Raw genomic sequence first — 19,715 nt, 5'->3', positions numbered from 1 at the left:
CAGTGGATGATAGAGATAAGCAATGTGAGCAAAACCTACGAGACAGGGAACAAGGCCATTAAGGATGTATCCCTTACTATTGATGACGGTGAGTTCGTGTTCATCGTAGGAAGAAGCGGTTCCGGCAAGAGTACGCTGATGAAGCTGCTCCTCAAGGAGCTGGAACCCACAAAGGGACGTATTGTGGTGAACGATATGGACCTGGGAAGGATGCCGAGAAGGTATGTTCCCAAATACCGCAGAAGATTAGGCGTGGTCTTTCAGGATTTCAGACTCCTGAAGGACCGCACTGTGTTTGAGAATGTTGCATTTGCCCAGAGGGTAATCGGGGTGCCGCCCAGGATAATCCGGGAAACAGTGCCGGAGATGCTCAGGCTGGTCGGGCTGTCGTCCAAGTACAAGGCCTACCCCAGACAGCTGTCCGGAGGCGAGCAGCAGAGAGTGGCCATCGCCAGGGCTTTGATCAATGACCCTGAGGTGCTCCTTGCAGACGAGCCCACCGGTAACCTGGACAGCTTTAATACCCATGAAATCATGAGGCTTCTGGAGGAGATTAACCAGAGGGGGACTACTGTGATTGTGATTACACACAGTCAGGAAATGGTGGATGAGATGAACAAGCGGATCATTACCATGGAACGGGGGTCGGTTATCAGTGATGTGGGCGGATATTATTAGGGTGCTGCCGCAGCGGCTCTGGAGAGCTTACGGATATGCTTATTCCGCCGGAAAGGCAAATGAACAGCAATGAGAATCAGTACATTTTGGTATTGCCTGAAACAGGGCATCATTAATATATGCAGAAATATTTTGTTTTCGCTGGCATCTATAGCGACTATTTCTGCATGTATTTTTTTATTCTGTCTTTTTTTCGCCCTGATAGCCAATGTGCAGAATGTGGCAAAGACAGCAGAGACAACAGTGGGAATCACTGTGTTTTTTGATGAGGATATGCCGGAGGAGCAGATTCTGGCTGCCGGCGATGGTATCCGGGGCTGGGAAGAGGTGCGGGAGGCGCAGTACATATCCGCTGCCCAGGCATGGGAAAACTTTAAGACAGATTATTTTGAGGGGATGGAGGAGCTGGCAGAGGGATTTGCAGACGACAATCCGCTGTCCGGTTCCGCCTCCTATGAGATATTTCTCAATAATATTGAGGAACAGGATAAAATCGTGGAGCGTCTGGAAGGCATGGAGGGCGTGAGAAAGGTGCGCTATTCCAGTACGGCTGTGGCCGGGCTGACCAGTGCGGGAAAGATGGTTGGGGCCATGTCGGCCGTTATTATCTGCGTACTGCTGGCCGTGGCGGTTTTCCTGATTAGCAATACCATTTCCGTGGCCGCGGCCTTCCGCAGGAGGGAAAATGAAATCATGCGCTTAATCGGCGCCACCAATTATATGATTCGTGCGCCTTTTGTGGTGGAGGGCGTGCTCCTTGGCGCTTTGGGAGCAGCGGTGCCGCTGGCAGGCATGTATGCGCTTTACCAGAGGGCGGTTATCTATATCAGTGAGCATTATCAGATGCTGACAGGCATGTTTGAACCCATACCTCTGGGAAATATATTTCCCTATATGGCTGCAACAGCCGGGTGCCTGGGTGTGGGCATTGGTTTTTTTGTCAGTTATTTTACCATCCACCGTCACTTGAAGGTATAGGGAAGGAGGATGTGAATGAGGATAAGACATTGGATTTGTGCGGCAGCGCTGTCAGGCGGTCTTTTGATGGGCGGTATGGCGGCATTTTCGGCCTACGCCACCAGTGTGGAGATAGAGGATGCCAAGAAACAGGTATCTGCTTTGGAAGAGGAAAAGAAGAAGGTGGAGAGTACCCTGAACCAGCTGGAGGGATTAAAGGCAGATACGGCAGCTTATGTGAAGAAGCTGGACGGCAGTCTGTCCTCCCTGGCAGAGGAGCTGGAACAGCTGGGAAACCGGATTACCCTTAAGGAAGAGGAGATAGACCAGGCCCAGATACAGTTAGAGGAGGCCAGACGCGAGGAAGAGCACCAGTATGACAGCATGAAGCTGCGCATCAAGTACATGTATGAGAACGGCCAGAACAATCTGCTGGATATGGTTATGGAGTCCGGCAGCATATCGGAGCTGTTAAACCGCGCGGAATACGTGAGCCAGATTGCGGAATATGACAGGAAGATGCTGACAGCCTATGCTTCTGCAAAGGAGCAGGTGGCTGCCAGAGAACAGAACCTGGAGAAGGAGCATGGGGAGCTTTTGGTGCTTCAGGAGTCCACCCAGGCCAAACAGGCTTCCATGCAGCAGCTGATGGATTCCAAGCAGAAGGAGCTGGATTCCTATAATTCCAAGATTGCCATGGCCCAGGATGAGCTGGACCAGTACAATGCAGACATCAAAGCCCAGGAAGATCAGATGAAGCGAATCGAGGCCGAGATGAAGCGGAGGGAAGAGGAAGCCAGAAAAAAGGCGGAAGCAGCCGGCAAGACGTATACCGTATCGAATTTGGGGAATATTAGTTTTAAGTGGCCCTGTCCGTCCAGCAGCAGGATTACCTCTAATTTTGGAGACAGGGAGTCTCCCACAGAAGGGGCATCCAGCAACCATAAGGGAATTGATATCAGTGCCAGCACAGGGGCGGATATCATTGCTGCGGCTGATGGCGAGGTGGTGATATCTACATACAGCTATTCGGCGGGCAATTATATTATGATTGACCACGGAGGCGGGGTGAGCACGGTCTACATGCACAGCTCCAAGCTGCTGGTGGGCGTGGGGGAAAAGGTGACAAAAGGCCAGGTGATTGCAAAGGTAGGTTCCACCGGTTATTCCACCGGTCCCCACCTGCATTTTGGAATCCGCTCAGGGGGCACCTATGTAAATCCCCGAAGTTATGTAAGCCCGTGACCTGTCATAGGATAGAGGGAACGGACAGATAGGAGACGTAAATTGGAAAATCGTGAATTTGACAGACAGGAACATAATATGGGCGGACAGCCGGATGGTCCCTACAGGGACAACGGACCGGGACCCCAGGACGGGAACCGGAACGGCTCAGGAAAGAACCGGTTCTGGGCCGGGGCTCTGGTGGGAGCCCTTGTAACCGCCTTTGTGGGATTGATTGTGGTGGGCATGTCGGCCGGCATCTATATCTTCGGTAAACGGGTTATGAGCCGTCAGCCCAGCGTGGCCATCGAGGGCAAGGGACCGGGAATCACAGACGGAAGCAGCCATGAAGGCGGCGTGGACTTTGACCGGGTTACGGCCAAGATGTCCATGATTCAGCAAATCATAGATCTTCACTTCCTGTACGACGAGGACGCCGGAAATGTGGAGGATTTTATTTACAGAGGAATGCTGGCTGGCCTGGATGACCCTTATTCCACGTATTATACGGAGGAGGATTTCCGTTCCATCAATGACAGCACAAAGGGAACCTACTCCGGTATCGGAGCCATGTTAAGCCAGAACAGAACCACGGGGTTATGTACCATCGTGAAGGTGTTCGAGGGTTCCCCGGCCCTGGAGGCAGGGATGCAGCCCGGAGACATTATATATAAGGTGGGCGATACCCTGGTGGCTTCCGAAAGTCTGGATGTGCTGGTGAACAATTACATCAAGGGCGAAGAAGGCACGGATGTGGCTATCACGGTGTACAGGGCAGACAAAGACGAGTATGTGGATATGTCCGTTACGCGGCGCAAAATCGAAGTGCCCACTGTGGAATACAGCATGCTGGACGATAAAATCGGCCGGATTGCAGTCTCGGAATTTGATGTGATTACAGTGGAGCAGTTTGAGCAGGCAGTGGATGAGCTGCAGAAGGACGGTATGGAGGGGCTGATTATCGACCTGCGGAGCAATCCGGGCGGAGTCCTGGACAGCGCTGTTAAGATGGTGGATTATATTCTCCCCGATGATTTGGACCAGTATGAAAAGGGCAAGGGAAAAACCCTGATTGTTTACACGGCCGACAAGAATGAAAAGGGCGATGTATTTACCGCCTCAGACGGTCATGAGCTGAAAATGCCCATTGTCATTCTGGTTAATGGGGACTCAGCCAGCGCTTCCGAGGTGTTTACAGGCGCGCTGAAGGATTATGACTGGGCCACCGTGGTGGGAACCACCAGCTACGGAAAGGGAATTGTACAGAACCTGATACCTCTGGGAGACGGTTCCGCCATCAAGATTACCACAGCCCATTACTACACGCCCAGCGGTTTTGACCTGCACGGAAAGGGAATAGAACCGGATGTGGAAGTGGAACTGGATGAGAAGCTTAAAACCCAGGCAGTGGTGAAGCCGGAGGAAGATAACCAGCTTCAGAAGGCAGTCCAGGTGTTGAAGGAAAACAAATAAGAAGTGTGGAACAGGGCCCCGGTCATGGCTATTATGGCCGGGGCTTTTGTACTGTCTGCATTTCCAGACAGGCTATTGCTATTTACTACGGCTTTTGCTATACTTACATAATATATTTGAGAAGCCCGCGGTATGTTGAGAAGCCGCGATTATATAATATAAAGGAAATTGATTCTCACAGATTAGATTTGGAATGGATGGTTGAATTATGGGAGATATGACAGAGCAGGACAGCGCACATGCAGCTGAAAATACAGTAATCAAGTGTCCGGCAGTCCTGGAAGCTCTGAGAACAGGTATAATATGTTGCCTGCTGGACGAGGATCTGACTTTTCTATGGGGGAATTCCAGCTTTTTCAGTGGTATTGGATATACCGCTGAACGTTTTGGCGGCCTCTTTTCCACACTGCGGCAGTATTATGCAGCGATGCCCGATGTGTTTTCCTGTATCCGGCAGGAACTGACCCAGGCGGTTGAGAATGAAAGGCAGGATATTGAACTGACTGTCCGTCTGCCCCTTAAGGAGGGCGGATATTCCTGGAAACATCTTTATGGGACCGTCAGGGAGGATTCTTTAGCGGGCGGGAAGGTATTGCAGGCAGAGCTTGCGGGAGTGGATGCCCTGGCTGCCGGGAAAGAGGAACTGGAACGGCTCTACCGGCAGAAGCTGCAGTATTTCCATTTTATGCTGGATACATACGAGGGCAATGCATATATCAGCGATATGGACACCTATGAGCTGCTGTATGTGAACCAGCATTCCTGCGAGGTACTGGGGATGCCGGCGGTGAAAGCGGCGGGGCGTAAGTGTTATGAAGTAATCCAGGGAAGGACGAGTCCCTGCCCGTTCTGTACCAACAGCAAAATAACCGAGAATGAATTTTACGAGTGGGAGTTCCAGAACCCGGTTTTGGAGCGGACATTCCGAATTAAGAACAGGATTATCGACTGGGAAGGACACCGGGCGCGGCTGGAGCTTTCCCATGATATGTACAGCACGGAATATAAGCTGGCAAAGAAGGACCAGGAGCGGGATGCGTTGGTTCGCAGCGTCCCCGGCGGGCTGGCGCGGGTGGACGGACGGGATATGCGGACTGTCCTCTGGTACAGCGGCAGTTTTTTGGACCTGATTGGATATACGAAAGAAGAGTTCGAGCAGGAGATGCATTCCCAGTGCAGTTATGTACACCCGGACGATAAGGAACGCGTTGCTGCTGTTATGCTGCAGTCCAGGGAGACTGGCAGGCCCACTATGGTGGAGAGCCGCATTTTCACTCAGGACGGTAAGGTTAAGATTTTACTGATGACATGCAGCTATGTCAGCGGGGAGGAGAACTGGGACGGTATTCCCTCCTATTATACGGTTGGTATTGACGTCACGGCGGAGCGCACGGAGCAGGCCCGGCAGAGGCAGGCCCTGGAAGATGCCTGCCAGGCAGCACAAATCGCCAACGATGCAAAGACCAACTTCCTTTCATCCATGTCCCATGATATTCGTACGCCAATGAACGCTATCATCGGCATGGCGGTTATTGCGCAGGCGAACCTGCAATCTCCGGAAAAGATACAAGACTGCCTGAATAAAATCAATGTTTCCAGCCGACATCTTTTAAACCTTATCAATGAGGTATTGGATATGTCCAGAATCGAAAGCGGGAAAATCGATCTTATTTCGGAGAACGTTTCGCTGCCAGAGCTGATTGAGGACGTTATGGATGTATTCAGGCCCCTGGCCGCGGAAAAACACCTGGAGCTGCAGATTAACGCTGACCATGTGCGGCATGAAAAAGTGGTAACAGATCAGAACCGCCTGCAGCAGGTTCTGGTGAACCTGCTCTCCAATGCCATAAAATATACCCCTGAGGGAGGCAGTGTGGGTCTCAGGGTCCGTGAAATTCCGGCTTTTGCAAAGGGCAAGGGGCAGTATGAATTTATCGTCACCGACAACGGAATTGGGATGTCCGGAGATTTCATCCCTCATATTTTTGAACCTTTCTCCCGGACCGAGGAGTCAAAGACCAACCAGATACAGGGGACAGGTCTTGGCATGGCTATTACCCAGAATATTGTCAGCATGATGAATGGCACGATTGAGGTTAAGAGCGTCCTGGGAGAAGGAAGCCAGTTTATTGTGGCTGTATCCTTTAAGCTGTGCGAAGAGGCAGAGGATAACAATGCAGAGCTCTCCGGGCTGCCGGTACTTGTGGTGGATGATGACCAGGTTATCTGCGAAAGCGCCGCCGAGATTCTGGATGATCTGGGGATGCGGAGCAGCTGGGTACTCTCGGGCAAAGAAGCCATTCGCCGCGTTGTGGAAGCCCATGAGGCGGAGGACGACTTCTTCTCCCTTATTTTGGACTGGAAGATGCCTGGAATGGACGGACTGGAAACGCTCAAGGTGATTCGAAGGAAGCTGGGGATGGATGTTCCCATCATTGTGGTATCCGCCTATGACTACTCCGAGATTGAGGACGAGTTTAGGATGGCGGGAGCAGATGCATTTATCACCAAACCGCTTTTTAGATCCAAAATTGCCCATACCTTCCACCAGTTCTGCCGGGAGGGGCGCACCGATGCCTCATCGCTTCCCGGCGGGGAAGTTTACACCATCATGGAAGGAAAGCGGATTCTGCTGGTGGAGGACAATCAACTCAACCGTGAAATCGCTGTGGAGCTGCTGAAGATGCATGGCTTTCTGATCGACGAGGCTGAGAACGGCCGGCTTGCAGTGGAGAAGTTTGCGTCTTCCGGGCCGGAAGAATATGACTGTATTTTAATGGATATCCAAATGCCGGTGATGGATGGTTATCAGGCTTCTGAAGCAATCCGAGCGCTGACGCGGGAGGATGCCAGAACGGTTCCCATCCTGGCTCTGACAGCCAATGCCTTTGCCACTGATATTGGAAAGGCACACTGCGCCGGCATGAACGACCATGTGGCAAAACCCATTGAAGTGGAGCGTTTTATGGAAACACTGCGGAGATGGATTAGATAGTTCTAGGATTATGAATCAAAAGGGAATCCGGAAGGTTTATGTGCAGCTTGGCGCGTTGCCTATCAAAAAGTTTTATGAAAAAGCTCTGTGGGAAGGCTCTGTGGAAAAGCTCTGTGGAAAAGCTCTGTGGAAAAGCAATCCACAGGGCTTTTTCTGTTCTGCTATATTTTGCCTGGAATTGCTTTCCGCTGCCGTAATGACAAGATGGAGCAGACAATCAGCTGCTCAGAACGTGTTAAGAAAGATCAGTTGGATAAAAAAGAACAAATGTTCCTGCCTCCGCCTATACTTTTCAGGCTGTCTATGTTATAATTTTTAATGACCTTTCCTACAAGTATTTTTTACCGGGTTATTACATTCCACAATATACTCTGCCCGCCCGGTTCCGAAGTAAGTTCAAAAAGCTTTTTCCGGAGAACACAGTGGGGCACGTCATTTCTTTTTAAACGTGTTTATGGAAACATTGGGCAGATATATCGGTGGTCAACGACTCAGGATCAAGAAGTATCAACGAGAAGAAAGGAAGTCAATTTCAATCAAAAGATAAAGAAGGCCGAGAGAGAACCCGGGCCAAGGGGATAGAATTATGAAAACATAGTTACATTTTACGTATTTGTATACTATAAAGGAGACTTCACTATGGATCATTTTGAATTAGTATCAGAATTTCAGCCCACCGGCGACCAGCCGCAGGCCATTGAGCAGCTGGTTAAAGGCTTCAAAGAAGGCAACCAATTCGAGACTTTACTAGGGGTTACAGGCTCTGGAAAGACCTTTACTATGGCTAACGTAATCCAGCAATTACAAAAGCCTACCCTTATCATTGCCCACAACAAAACCCTGGCCGCCCAGCTTTATTCCGAGTTCAAAGAGTTTTTTCCGAAGAATGCGGTGGAGTATTTTGTGAGCTATTACGACTACTACCAACCCGAAGCCTACGTTCCGTCCACGGACACCTACATTGAAAAGGATTCTTCCATTAATGATGAGATAGACAAGCTGCGCCATTCCGCCACCGCCGCCCTGTCAGAACGGGAGGATGTGATTATCGTGGCTTCCGTATCCTGTATCTACGGCCTGGGCAGCCCTATTGATTATAAGGAGATGGTCATTTCGCTGAGACCCGGTATGATTAAGGACCGGGATGAGGTCATTCATAAGCTTATTGACATCCAGTATGACAGGAACGATATGGACTTTAAGCGGGGAACTTTCCGGGTGAGGGGGGATGTTCTGGATATATATCCGGCATACTCCGATGGGGTGGCCTACCGGGTGGAATTTTTTGGGGATGAGGTGGACCGGATATCAGAAATTGATACGCTGACCGATGAAACCAAAGCCCAGCTGGGCCATGTGGCTATTTTCCCGGCATCCCATTATGTGGTGCCGAAGGAGAAGATGATGGAAGCCACAGAGAATATTCTGACAGAACTGGAGGAGCGTGTCACATTTTTTAAGAGTGAGGATAAGCTTCTGGAGGCCCAGCGCATATCGGAACGGACAAACTTTGATGTGGAGATGATGCGTGAGACCGGATTTTGTTCGGGCATTGAGAATTATTCCCGACATCTGACAGGAGGCCTGCCCGGGGAACCTCCCTGTACACTCATTGATTATTTCCCGGAAGATTTCCTGATTATTGTGGATGAATCCCACATAACCCTTCCACAGGTGCGCGGAATGTATGCCGGCGACCGGTCCAGAAAGACCACGCTGGTGGACTTTGGATTCCGCCTCCCATCAGCTCTGGATAACAGGCCTCTGGCGTTTCCTGAGTTTGAGTCTAAAATCAATCAGATGATGTTTGTTTCTGCGACTCCCTCTGCCTACGAGGCAGAACATGAGCTTATGAGGGTGGAACAAATCATACGTCCCACCGGACTTCTGGATCCGGAGATATCGGTGCGGCCTGTGGAGGGCCAGATTGATGACCTGGTTTCTGAAGTGAACAAGGAGGTGGCGGCCCATCACAAAGTACTTATCACCACTCTGACCAAACGGATGGCAGAGGACCTCACCGACTACATGAGAGAGGTAGGTATCCGGGTTAAGTATCTTCATTCGGATATTGATACGTTGGAGCGGGCTGAAATCATCCGGGATATGCGAATGGATGTGTTCGATGTCCTGGTGGGCATCAACCTGCTGCGGGAAGGACTGGATATTCCTGAAATTACACTGGTGGCTATCCTGGACGCGGATAAAGAGGGATTCCTGCGTTCGGAGACATCCCTGATTCAGACCATTGGCCGTGCAGCCCGCAACAGCGAAGGTCATGTCATTATGTATGCGGACAAGGTGACGGACTCCATGGCTGTGGCAATCGAGGAGACCAACCGAAGACGCCAGATACAGCAGAAGTACAACGAGGACCATGGAATCACACCCACCACCATCAAAAAGGCTGTCAGGGATTTGATTGCCATATCCAAGGCAGTGAATGCAGATGACAAGCACTTTAAGAAGGATCCGGAGTCCATGGACGAGAAGGAATTAAAGAAGCTGTCAAAGGAACTGGAAAAGAAGATGCACCAGGCTGCTGCGGAGCTGAATTTCGAGGAAGCGGCAAGGCTGCGTGACAGAATGATAGAAATTAAGAAAATGCTGCAAGACATGTAATTTTCTGTAACTCATGGAACATTGTACCTAAAAATGTAATATTCTCTTAAGGATTATTAAATTGTACAATAGATGTCACTACTTTATAATAAAGATAGGCAATAAATAACAATTGATTGCAAATATAGACGAGGAGGATAAGTTTTATGAGGAGAAAAAGAGGGCTATGTCTGCTGCTGGCAGCATCTATGGCATTGGGCAGTAGTTTTACTGCATTGGCAGCGGATAAAAAGATTGACACGGTGAAGCTGAGTTTTTCCTATTCAAAGGCGCCGGAGAGCGGGGACGAAATAGGAGACATTACGGTTAAGGCCGGCAGCAGCGGATTTGAAGTGGACTCTGCCGAGTATACCAATATAGAGGACCAGGATACCTGGACGGTTGGAGATATACCGGAGGTAAAGGTGGAACTGTCAGCCAAGGACGGATACAAGTTCTCCTATACATCCAAAAGCCACTTCTCTCTTTCCGGATGTAATGCGGATTTCAAAAAAGCAAAGATTTATGACGATGGCCAGTACATTGAAGTGTATGCTGAGTTAAAACGTATCGGCGGCAAGCTTCAGGGTGCGTCGGAGCTGGAATGGAATGATACCACGGCTGAGTGGGAGGAGATTGAAGGCGCTAAGAGCTATGATGTAAAGCTGCTCCGCGACGACAAGACAGTCACTACGGTCAGCACTACAGGAACCTCATATAATTTTGCAGGTTATTTTAACCGGGAGGGAGACTATACCTTCCGTGTAAGGGCTATTTCCCGTTACAATAATAAGACAGGTGAATGGTCCGAGGATTCCAACTCCCTGTATATTGATGAGGATGAGCTTGGCCGCTATGGCGGAAGCGGACATTGGGAGCAGGATGGTACTGGTGTATGGTATGCGTATGATACCGGCGGATATCCGGCCTCCTGTTGGAAACAGATTAACGGCGCATGGTATTATTTCAATAACAAGGGGTATATTGTTACCGGCTGGCAGAAGCTGGATGGGACCTGGTACTATCTGAACCCTTCCAACGGTATCATGATGACCGGCTGGCAGGCTATCAACGGCAAATGGTATTATATGAACGGCAGCGGTGAGATGCAGACCGGCTGGCAGGCCATTAATGGCAGATGGTATTATCTGGACGGCAGCGGCGCCATGCAGACCGGCTGGCAGAGGCTGGGCGGACAGTGGTATTACTTAGACCCCAGCGGCGCCATGCAGACCGGCTGGCAGGCTATTAATGGCAAGTATTACTATCTGGGCACCAATGGAGCCATGTATTATAATACATGGACGCCGGACGGAAAATATGTGGATGGTTCAGGAGCCTGGGTGCAGTAAATCATAATACGAATATACAGAACGGAAACATAAAGAAATATAGAGAAAAAGCAGGAAAAGATGCAGCGGAGAGATTCGCTGTATCTTTTTTTGAATTGAGTTTGTCATAACAAACTCTTTTTATTGACATTTTTTCGCATTAAGCATACAATGAATATGGTTTAAATGTAACTACAAAAGGAGACAGGCATCAATGCAGAAAAAGCTGAATGAGTGTGAGATCGGCGGCCGGTATGTTGTATCGGGCGTGCAGGTGGATGAGAGCATTACCAGACGTCTTGAGGCCCTGGGGGTCAATGAGGGGACGCCTGTGAATATATTGAATAAGAAAGGCAGCGGAAGCGTTATCATCAAGGTGCGCGGGACGCGTCTGGCCTTGGGAAAGCGCTTGTCCGAAGGTATTACGGTCAGGGAGGAACAGGCATCATGAACGGACGCGCAAGAGCAGATGGGACGGATACGTACGGCAGTGTGATTCTGGGAGACAGCGGGGCGAAGAAGATGGATTTCCAAGATCAGCATGAGGATGACAGGACGCCGATCACAGTTGGATTTGTGGGCAATCCCAACTGCGGCAAGACCACGTTGTTTAACGCCTTTACCGGCGCTAAACTTAAGGTGGCTAACTGGCCCGGTGTTACAGTGGAGCGGGTGGAAGGCGAAACCAGCTATAAAGGGCGTCCCATCAAGGTTATCGACCTGCCGGGCATCTACAGCCTTACCTCCTATACCATAGAGGAAAAGGTCACCCGCAAATGTATTGAGGACGGCGGTGTGGATGTCATCATCAATGTGGTGGATGCGTCTTCCCTGGAGAGAAACCTGTATCTTACCATGCAGCTCATTGAGCTTAAGAAGCCGGTAATCCTGGCACTGAATATGATGGATATTGTGGAAGAGCGGGGCATGGAAATTGATATGCACCGTCTCCCGGAGCTGCTGGGTGAGATACCGGTTGTCCCTGTATCAGCCAGGAAACGGACAGGACTGGATGTGCTGATGCACGCAGTGGTCCACCACTATGAGGAGGGACCTCAGGGGGTGGTTATACGCTACAGCCAGGAGGTGGAGGAGAAAATCAGGCTGATTGAGGAAGCGCTGTATAAAAAGTACGGCGAGATGGATAATATGCGCTGGCATGCCATTAAGTTCCTGGAGTTTGACCAGGTGGTGATTGACGATCATCCTCTGGACGATATTGCCGTGATTCTTCCACGCAATTATGAAAAACAGATTATCAACGAGAAGTATGATTATATAGAAGAGGTCATAAAGGAGTGCCTTTTTAATAAGGATGAAAAGGCTGCTACCACGGATAAGGTGGACCGGCTTATGACCCATCCTGTATGGGGAATTCCTGTGTTCTTGGGGATCATGGCTCTGGTATTTTTCCTGACGTTTACAGTGGGTGATTTTTTAAAGGAGTATTTCCAGATGGGTCTGGATATGTTTTCCGGCGCAGTCCTGTCACTTCTTACCAGTGTCCACGCGGCTCAGTGGATCACCTCCCTGATCGTGGACGGCATCATTGCAGGCGTGGGAGGTATACTTACTTTCCTGCCCAATATTTTTATCCTGTTCCTTGCTCTGGCTTTCCTGGAGGACAGCGGATATATGGCAAGGGTAGCGTATGTGATGAATGAAACCATGGGTATGGTAGGGCTGTCCGGTAAGGCGTTTTTACCCATGCTTTTAGGGTTTGGCTGTACGGTTCCTGCGGTTATGGCTACCAGGGCTCTGGAGAGTGTGAAGGACAGGCGGAGGACTATTTTAATCACACCCTTTATGTCCTGTTCCGCCAGGCTGCCGATTTACGTATTATTTGCGGAAATGTTTTTTCCGGACAGGGCTCTGATAGTGGCCTACTCCCTCTATATCATCGGCCTGTGCATGGCAATCCTGGTGGCGTTTATCGTACATATCCATGGAAAGAATGACAGCGCCCAGAACGCCCTGCTGATTGAGCTGCCCGAGTATAAGACGCCTAACGGCCGCACGGTATCCATCTATGTATGGGATAAGGTGAAGGACTATCTCAGCAAGGCAGGAACCACAATTTTCATTGCCTCCATCGTGCTCTGGTTCGTGCTGAACCTTGGGCCGGAGGGATTCGTGTCTGACGTGTCCCACAGCTTTGCCGCAATCATCGGTCATGTTCTGGTGCCGGTTCTGAGGCCGGCTGGTCTGGGGCAGTGGCAGGTGGCAGTGGCCCTTATTTCCGGCCTCTCTGCAAAGGAAGTGGTTGTCTCCAGTTTCAGCGTTCTGTACGGAATCAGCAATGTAAACTCCGCTGCCGGTATGACAGCGCTTTCCACTCAGCTCGCCATGGCTGGTTTTGGAGGTGTGAACGCCTATGCCCTGATGATATTCTGTCTCCTGTATTCACCCTGTATCGCGGCAGTGGCAACCATTAAACGGGAGACAGGATCCTGGAGATGGACCATAGGAATGGTGCTGTTCCAGCTGGCCGTGGCCTGGGCAGGGGCAATGCTGGTATTTCAGCTGGGCAGTCTTATATTTGGATAAGGACCGTACAGGGGAACAGCCTGGGCTGCCCGGAATTTTAAGGTCAGCAAATGGAAGCGGGGCCGGAGGATGCCATGGTGACCTCCCCCGTTTCCCTTGAATAGAGATATACCTGATTGGACAGGCGGTCTTCCTCAGGGACCTCGGACCGGTTAATGTGAGTCACCAGCCGGCTCATCTCCTCATAGGATATATCGCCGTCGTCAGGCAGCAGCAGGACTTCGTGGATGCTGGATGGAAGGATGATTAAATTCTTTTCCACCCCGTCCGCGAAGTTTTTTAATACGTCCTCATACAGGATACAGGCAGCGCCGTTGATACCGGAACGGTTGCTGAGAACGTAAAACGGAGCAGGGGTTTCCGGCTTTGGATGGGTTTCTTGAAAATGGGGATTCAGTCCGCGGTTCATCTCCTCGATGATACAAGCCATGCTGGAGATGACAGGAGGAAACAGACGGGGAGAATTGGACAGGGCAGATGTTTTCAAATCTTCCAGGGAAATGTTCCAGATGCGCAGATGACTGTTGTGAATCATGGCGGTCATGAGGCCGGTGTCATCCTCATGTATGCAGAGATAGAATACAATGGCCAGGTCCATCCAGGGAATGTAAGGGACATCCTTCAGAATGGCTTCATTGGAGGCAGCATGTATCAGTTTGCAGGCAATATTAGAGCGTATGCCTTCATAATCGGACAGCATCTCATAATTCAGGGGAGGCGGCGTATCGTTCTGGCGGTACATGGTCAGAAGTTCTGCCACAATCTGGTCCAAAGACATTCCCTTACGGTACTGGTCATAGCAGGGATTCAGGTAGATGGCAGGAGCAATATGGGCATTCCCTCTGGTGATGCATAGTCCATCCAGAATGAGTCCGTTGTTTTTGGGAACCTTGTGCAGCTCCAGCTCATAGCTGCTTCCCAGCTCTGCCTCCATACGTTTTTTTACAGCAGCTAAAAATTGTTCGTATACCAAATGTATACCCCCTTTTTGATGATATTTATGTAAACTGAATAACAGTTCCATATCTTTACTGAACTGAATAATAAGGTTTTCTGAACTGGCTAATAAGGGAAACTTCCGATGAAATTGCCTTGGATAAATTTAAGATGGATAAAATGAATATCAAACTATAAATGAATATCAGATATTACATGAATATCAGAAAGTAAATGAATTGACACCAGCTTAATCCATAAGGCCATGATTGTCAATAGACGGGAAAGGGATTTTTTTGCTGCCGGGCTGGCAGAGACAGGCACAGGGCGGAAAAAGCCGTATTTTATCGGGATTTCCAGGGATATATTGTCATTTTATCGACTATATGGACGGGAATGGTGGGGAAATCACGGGAAAATGGCGAGAAATGAAATTGACGGATGGTCATGGTACTGATATACTCGATTATAGTTTCAGAAAGGAATGGAGACGAGTGGACGAACATCATTGGAGCGAGGACCATCTGATAGCCAGTACCGCTGTCCTGGCCGGGGAAATCATGCTGATCAGCGGAGCCGAGATTGCCAGGATAGAGGGAACCATACATTATATACTGGGGTGCTGCCATGACAGAAATGCACAGACCATGGTATTCAGCACAGGCATTTTTGTGAGTCTGGACAGCCCTGAGGGAGAGGCGCTGACCCTGGTTCGGAGAGTGGAGGCGCGCTCTACCAACCTGAACCGGATATACCGTGTGAATGAGGTGTCCAGAAGGCTGTGCGGCGGTCTTATGAGCCCTGAGGAGGCCTACCAGGAGCTGGAGGAAATAAAGGACAGCTGTCAGTATAAAAGGGAGTTAAAGGCCCTCAGTTATGCGTTTATCGCCGTATTCTTCGGCGTGGTCCTTGGCGGGAGACCTGCGGATTGCCTGGGAGCTGCGGTGATCGGCGGGATTCTGGGATTGGTGGTATACGCCATATCAGGTTTGGGATTCAATGATTTCTGCGTCAATGGTCTGGGGGCATTTACCATCGGGATAGCTGCCCTGGCCATGAACCGGTGGATTCTGACCGGGGCCAGTAATGACGTGGTTATCATCAGTGCCATCATGCCTTTGCTGCCCGGCGTTATCTTTACCACGGCGGTACGGGATACTCTGAACGGGGATTATTCCTCGGGGGCAGCCAGAATGCTGGAGGCAGTGGTAACTGCTCTCGCAGTGGCGGCCGGAGTGGGTGCGGGCATGGCACTGTTCCATCAGCTGACAGGAGGAGGCGGAATATGGTAGCTGCGATTCAGGTGGCAGGTTCGTTTATGGCAGTGCTCAGCTTTGGGCTGGTGTTGGAGATGCCGAGAAAATACCTGGGCTGGTCAGGGCTGACCGGCGGGGTGTGCTGGCTGGTATATCTGGTGGTAAAGGCAGGCACCGGCTCCATGATACTGGGAGCATTTCTTTCCAGTCTGTCCGTGGCCCTTATGGGTCATCTGTTTGCCAGGATTTTCAGGGCGCCGGTCAGTGTGTTCCTGGTGCCGGGAATTTTACCCCTGGTGCCCGGTACATCCATCTATAACAGTGTGTATTATGTTATCCGCAACAGCAGGGAGGAATCCATGTATTACCTGGTGGAAACTCTTCAGATTGCGGGTGCCATAGCCCTGGCGGTGTTTCTGATGGATTCTGTGTTTAAGCTGGTGGGAAAGAAGAAAAGGATAAAAGTGTAAAATTAGGACTTGAAGTTTTGGAAAAAATATAGTATCATAATAGGGATGCGTCTGTAGCTCAGTGGATAGAGCAGTGGCCTCCGGAGCCGCGTGCGTAGGTTCGATTCCTATCAGACGCATTTTGTATTGGTCAAAAAGGGGCAGAATGCCCTTGTGAGGATTCCGCAGATAATCTGTTTCAGTGTTGGATTATCTGCGGTATTTTTTTGGTACAGATTGCAATTTGAACCGCTTTTTGCTAGAATAGAGCGGAGATACTTGAACACTAACATACTCCGGGCTTCGCAGTCGGGACAGGAGGATTGAATCATGAGACAAAACAGAAGAAGGACAGGCAGCAGACGTTCTGCGGACGATAAGATAAAATATATGCGCATGGCGGCAATCCCGCTGGTTATTGTGCTGGTGCTGGTGGCAGTTATACTGGTGATGGACAGGAAACCGTCGGATAAGGAAGCATCCGCCCCAACGGACGTGTCACTTTCCTCGGATGAGGATATCAATATAAGCAGCGACAGCTCCGCAGCGCCGGATGATAGCGGGGTGGAGCCGGACAACAACCAGTACACCACGGATTTTTCCCAGTATGAGCTGAAAAAGGACGAGATACCCCAGGTAAACCAGCTGATTAGCGAGTATTTTCAGGCCAAGGTGGACCAGGATGCGCAGACCCTGTACCGGATATTCGGTAAGAGCGATGATACAGGGCTGGATGCGCGAAAGGAAGAACTGAAGAATGAGGCGGTATACATTGAGGATTATGTGGATATCGTCTGCTATACCAAGCCGGGACTTACAGAGGATTCCTATGTGGCTTATGTCACCTATGAGGTGAAGTTCAGACGCGTGGAGACATTGGCGCCGGGCCTTATGTGGTGCTATGTGGTCAAGGATGACAACGGCAATTACATTATCCGGGAGAATGTAGTGGGTGACGAGGCGGATTATGTGGCGAAGCAGAACCAGTCTGAGGATGTGAAGCTGCTGTCCAACCAGGTCAATGAGAGGCTGAGACAGGCCATTGATAGCGATACGGTTCTTGCGGGAATTTACAAGGATTTAAGGAACGGAGCAGTGGTCCATTCCTCCGAGGAAGAGACCGAGACAGGAGACAGCACGGTTATCCTGGAGGAGGAAGGCGGCGAGACCCAGGAAAACGGAGGTCCTCAGCCGTCCCAGGACCCGTCTGCTGACGCGGGCCAGAATTCCCAGGGAGAAGGGATACAGAATGTCCCGGCCGGACAGGAAGGTACAAATGCCCGGGAAAGCGAAGGAACACCGGCAGCCGCCCAGGAAAACCAGGGGACTGATTCCGGCACAGCAGGCGGTTCCGGTACAGAAGAAAGTGCTGGTACGGCAGGCGGTTCCAGTGTGAAGATAGAATAGGCTTGGAGGATAAGATTGACCATGGATGTAAAGGACTTTGACTATGAACTGCCGGAAGAACTGATTGCCCAGGACCCGCTGGAGGACCGCTCCGCGTCGAGGCTGATGGTTTTGGATCGGGAAACAGGGGAGATACAGCACAGAATTTTTAAAGATATCACGGAATACTTACGGCCAGGGGACTGCCTGGTGATTAACGATACAAAGGTCATACCGGCCCGGCTTTTCGGAGTGAAGAAGGACACCGGGGCGAAAATAGAGATACTGCTGCTGAAACGAAGAGAGAATGATATATGGGAGACCCTGGTGCGCCCGGGAAAGAAGGCAAAGCCGGGAACTGTCATTGAATTCGGTGAGGGCCTGCTGACAGGAACCGTGGTGGATACTGTGGATGACGGGAACCGCCTGATTCAGTTCCATTACAAGGGGATTTTTGAGGAGATCCTGGACCAGCTGGGGCAGATGCCCCTGCCTCCTTATATTACACACCAGCTGAAGGACAAGAACCGTTACCAGACCGTATATGCCAGGCATGAAGGGTCTGCGGCGGCGCCTACGGCGGGCCTGCATTTTACCCAGGAGCTTTTGGCTGAGATTGAGGGAATGGGAGTGAAGATTGCCCACGTGACCCTCCATGTGGGACTCGGCACATTCCGCCCTGTAAAGGTGGAGAATGTCCAGGACCACCATATGCATTCCGAGTTTTATATAGTGGAGGAGTCTGAGGCAAAGAAGGTGAATGACACCAGAGCGGCCGGAGGACGGGTTATCTGTGTGGGCACCACCAGCTGCAGGACCGTTGAATCAGCTTCCACAGAGGATGGTGTGCTTAAGGCCGGAACCGGCTGGACAGAGATATTCATTTATCCGGGCTACCGCTTTAAGGTATTGGACGCCCTGATTACGAATTTCCATCTGCCCCAGTCCACACTGGTGATGCTGGTCAGTGCGCTGGCAGGACGGGAGCACATACTGGATGCCTACCGGGAAGCTGTGAAGGAAGGCTACCGTTTCTTTTCCTTTGGGGACGCTATGTTTATTGCAGCCCATCCGGCTGCTGAGAAGCGGTAGGGATTGAGGAAATATCAGAAGAAAGCGGGAAAAGATGGAAGAACGTTTAAATAAATGGCTGAGCCAGATGGGAGTCTGCTCCAGGCGGGAGGCGGACCGTCTCATTGAAGCCGGCAAGGTGCTGGTGGACAACCGCCCTGCCTCCATGGGGCAGAAAGTAACGCCGGGCCAGAAGGTGGTATGCAATGGAAAAATGGTCCGGGTGGACCGGAGCCAACGGCCCAGACCGGTGCTTTTGGCAGTGAATAAGCCAAAAGGCATTGTATGTACCACCACTGATAAGGACAGAGCTGAGAATATTGTGGACTTTTTGGGGTATCCGGAGCGGATTTACCCTGTGGGAAGGCTGGATAAGGATTCAGAGGGACTGCTTCTCATGACCAACCAGGGGGATCTGGTGAATAAAATCATGAGAAGCGGAAATGCTCATGAGAAAGAGTATATTGTCACCATAGATAAGCCGGTGACGGAACGTTTTCTGGAACAGATGGCGGGAGGGATCCGGCTTCCTGAGCTGGACCAGGTGACCAGGCCCTGCAAGGTGAAGAAGGTGGAGCGGAATACATTTTCCATCATCCTCACCCAGGGCCTGAACCGGCAGATACGGCGGATGTGTGAAGCATGCGGCTGCCAGGTCAAACGTCTGGTGCGGGTGCGCATCATGAACATACGTCTGGGCAATTTGAGAACGGGCGCTTACCGCCAGATAACCAAGGAGGAGTATGAGGAGCTGACAGGGCTTCTTAAGGACTCCTCCAGTCTGTCCCTTAAGGAGAGAAAGAATCAATAA

15 protein-coding genes and 1 tRNA gene are annotated in these 19,715 nt (G+C 50.6%); 15 read left to right on the top strand and 1 reads right to left on the bottom strand.

Annotated elements, in window-relative coordinates; genetic code table 11:
- Positions 1–6 precede the first annotated feature (6 nt).
- From ftsE to feoB, 9 genes are all read left to right on the top strand, one after another.
- Positions 7–678 carry a cell division ATP-binding protein FtsE gene (gene ftsE, locus LI015_RS20590; protein ID WP_002566964.1) on the top strand — a complete coding sequence of 224 codons (672 nt, stop codon included), beginning with the start codon at positions 7–9 and terminating at the stop codon, positions 676–678.
- A 69-nt stretch (positions 679–747) separates the two neighbouring features.
- Positions 748–1,656: a cell division protein FtsX gene (locus tag LI015_RS20585; RefSeq protein WP_002566965.1), complete on the top strand. Its 909-nt coding sequence runs from the start codon at positions 748–750 to the stop codon at positions 1,654–1,656.
- A 15-nt stretch (positions 1,657–1,671) separates the two neighbouring features.
- Positions 1,672–2,880 (top strand): murein hydrolase activator EnvC family protein, encoded by a 1,209-nt coding sequence (locus LI015_RS20580; RefSeq protein WP_002566966.1) that lies wholly within the window; start codon positions 1,672–1,674, stop codon positions 2,878–2,880.
- A 42-nt stretch (positions 2,881–2,922) separates the two neighbouring features.
- A complete protein-coding gene (locus tag LI015_RS20575) occupies positions 2,923–4,332 on the top strand; it encodes a S41 family peptidase (RefSeq protein ID WP_002566967.1) in 1,410 nt (469 codons plus the stop codon).
- Positions 4,333–4,540: 208 nt separating this feature from the next.
- The gene (locus tag LI015_RS20570; protein WP_002566968.1) at positions 4,541–7,327 is read left to right on the top strand and encodes a hybrid sensor histidine kinase/response regulator; all 2,787 of its coding nucleotides are present in this window, start codon (positions 4,541–4,543) and stop codon (positions 7,325–7,327) included.
- Between the two features lie 639 nt (positions 7,328–7,966).
- A complete protein-coding gene (gene uvrB, locus LI015_RS20565) occupies positions 7,967–9,949 on the top strand; it encodes an excinuclease ABC subunit UvrB (RefSeq protein ID WP_002566970.1) in 1,983 nt (660 codons plus the stop codon).
- A 146-nt stretch (positions 9,950–10,095) separates the two neighbouring features.
- Complete coding sequence (locus LI015_RS20560) at positions 10,096–11,280, top strand: N-acetylmuramoyl-L-alanine amidase family protein (protein ID WP_002573606.1); 1,185 nt, start codon at positions 10,096–10,098, stop codon at positions 11,278–11,280.
- 193 nt (positions 11,281–11,473) lie between these two features.
- The gene (locus LI015_RS20555) at positions 11,474–11,710 is read left to right on the top strand and encodes a FeoA family protein (protein WP_002566972.1); all 237 of its coding nucleotides are present in this window, start codon (positions 11,474–11,476) and stop codon (positions 11,708–11,710) included.
- A complete protein-coding gene (gene feoB, locus LI015_RS20550; protein WP_002566973.1) occupies positions 11,707–13,806 on the top strand; it encodes a ferrous iron transport protein B in 2,100 nt (699 codons plus the stop codon). Before LI015_RS20555 ends, feoB begins: the two co-directional genes overlap by 4 nt.
- 43 nt (positions 13,807–13,849) lie before the next feature.
- Here the strand turns inward: feoB and LI015_RS20545 are convergent, their stop codons facing one another.
- Entirely contained in the window at positions 13,850–14,779 is a 930-nt protein-coding gene (locus LI015_RS20545) for a DUF5688 family protein (protein WP_002566974.1), read from the bottom strand.
- 457 nt (positions 14,780–15,236) lie between these two features.
- Here LI015_RS20545 and LI015_RS20540 point away from each other — a divergent pair, with 457 nt between their 5' ends.
- From LI015_RS20540 to LI015_RS20515, 6 genes are all read left to right on the top strand, one after another.
- Positions 15,237–16,034 (top strand): threonine/serine exporter family protein, encoded by a 798-nt coding sequence (locus tag LI015_RS20540; protein WP_227126276.1) that lies wholly within the window; start codon positions 15,237–15,239, stop codon positions 16,032–16,034.
- Positions 16,028–16,468: a threonine/serine exporter family protein gene (locus tag LI015_RS20535; RefSeq protein WP_002573604.1), complete on the top strand. Its 441-nt coding sequence runs from the start codon at positions 16,028–16,030 to the stop codon at positions 16,466–16,468. Before LI015_RS20540 ends, LI015_RS20535 begins: the two co-directional genes overlap by 7 nt.
- A gap of 47 nt (positions 16,469–16,515) precedes the next feature.
- A tRNA-Arg gene (locus LI015_RS20530) sits at positions 16,516–16,587 on the top strand.
- A 190-nt stretch (positions 16,588–16,777) separates the two neighbouring features.
- On the top strand, positions 16,778–17,854 hold the full coding sequence (locus LI015_RS20525; protein ID WP_227126266.1) for a hypothetical protein: 1,077 nt from the start codon (positions 16,778–16,780) through the stop codon (positions 17,852–17,854).
- A 21-nt stretch (positions 17,855–17,875) separates the two neighbouring features.
- Entirely contained in the window at positions 17,876–18,925 is a 1,050-nt protein-coding gene (gene queA / locus LI015_RS20520; protein ID WP_002573602.1) for a tRNA preQ1(34) S-adenosylmethionine ribosyltransferase-isomerase QueA, read from the top strand.
- A gap of 34 nt (positions 18,926–18,959) precedes the next feature.
- A complete protein-coding gene (locus LI015_RS20515) occupies positions 18,960–19,715 on the top strand; it encodes a pseudouridine synthase (protein WP_002567006.1) in 756 nt (251 codons plus the stop codon).

This window comes from Enterocloster sp. 210928-DFI.2.20, from assembly GCF_020554465.1.
GTDB classification, from domain to species: Bacteria; Bacillota; Clostridia; order Lachnospirales; family Lachnospiraceae; genus Enterocloster; species Enterocloster bolteae.
The sequence above is the reverse complement of the archived record's forward strand: the minus strand, read 5'-3'. Positions and strand labels throughout refer to the sequence as shown.

Bases quoted from the DNA above. Each gene is read 5' to 3' on its own strand.
- ftsE (WP_002566964.1), top strand. From the start codon at position 7: ATGATAGAGATAAGCAATGTGAGCAAAACCTACGAGACAGGGAACAAG.
- LI015_RS20585 (WP_002566965.1), top strand. From the start codon at position 748: ATGAGAATCAGTACATTTTGGTATTGCCTGAAACAGGGCATCATTAAT.
- LI015_RS20580 (WP_002566966.1), top strand. From the start codon at position 1,672: ATGAGGATAAGACATTGGATTTGTGCGGCAGCGCTGTCAGGCGGTCTT.
- LI015_RS20570 (WP_002566968.1), top strand. From the start codon at position 4,541: ATGGGAGATATGACAGAGCAGGACAGCGCACATGCAGCTGAAAATACA.
- uvrB (WP_002566970.1), top strand. From the start codon at position 7,967: ATGGATCATTTTGAATTAGTATCAGAATTTCAGCCCACCGGCGACCAG.
- LI015_RS20560 (WP_002573606.1), top strand. From the start codon at position 10,096: ATGAGGAGAAAAAGAGGGCTATGTCTGCTGCTGGCAGCATCTATGGCA.
- LI015_RS20555 (WP_002566972.1), top strand. From the start codon at position 11,474: ATGCAGAAAAAGCTGAATGAGTGTGAGATCGGCGGCCGGTATGTTGTA.
- feoB (WP_002566973.1), top strand. From the start codon at position 11,707: ATGAACGGACGCGCAAGAGCAGATGGGACGGATACGTACGGCAGTGTG.
- LI015_RS20535 (WP_002573604.1), top strand. From the start codon at position 16,028: ATGGTAGCTGCGATTCAGGTGGCAGGTTCGTTTATGGCAGTGCTCAGC.
- LI015_RS20525 (WP_227126266.1), top strand. From the start codon at position 16,778: ATGAGACAAAACAGAAGAAGGACAGGCAGCAGACGTTCTGCGGACGAT.
- queA (WP_002573602.1), top strand. From the start codon at position 17,876: ATGGATGTAAAGGACTTTGACTATGAACTGCCGGAAGAACTGATTGCC.
- LI015_RS20515 (WP_002567006.1), top strand. From the start codon at position 18,960: ATGGAAGAACGTTTAAATAAATGGCTGAGCCAGATGGGAGTCTGCTCC.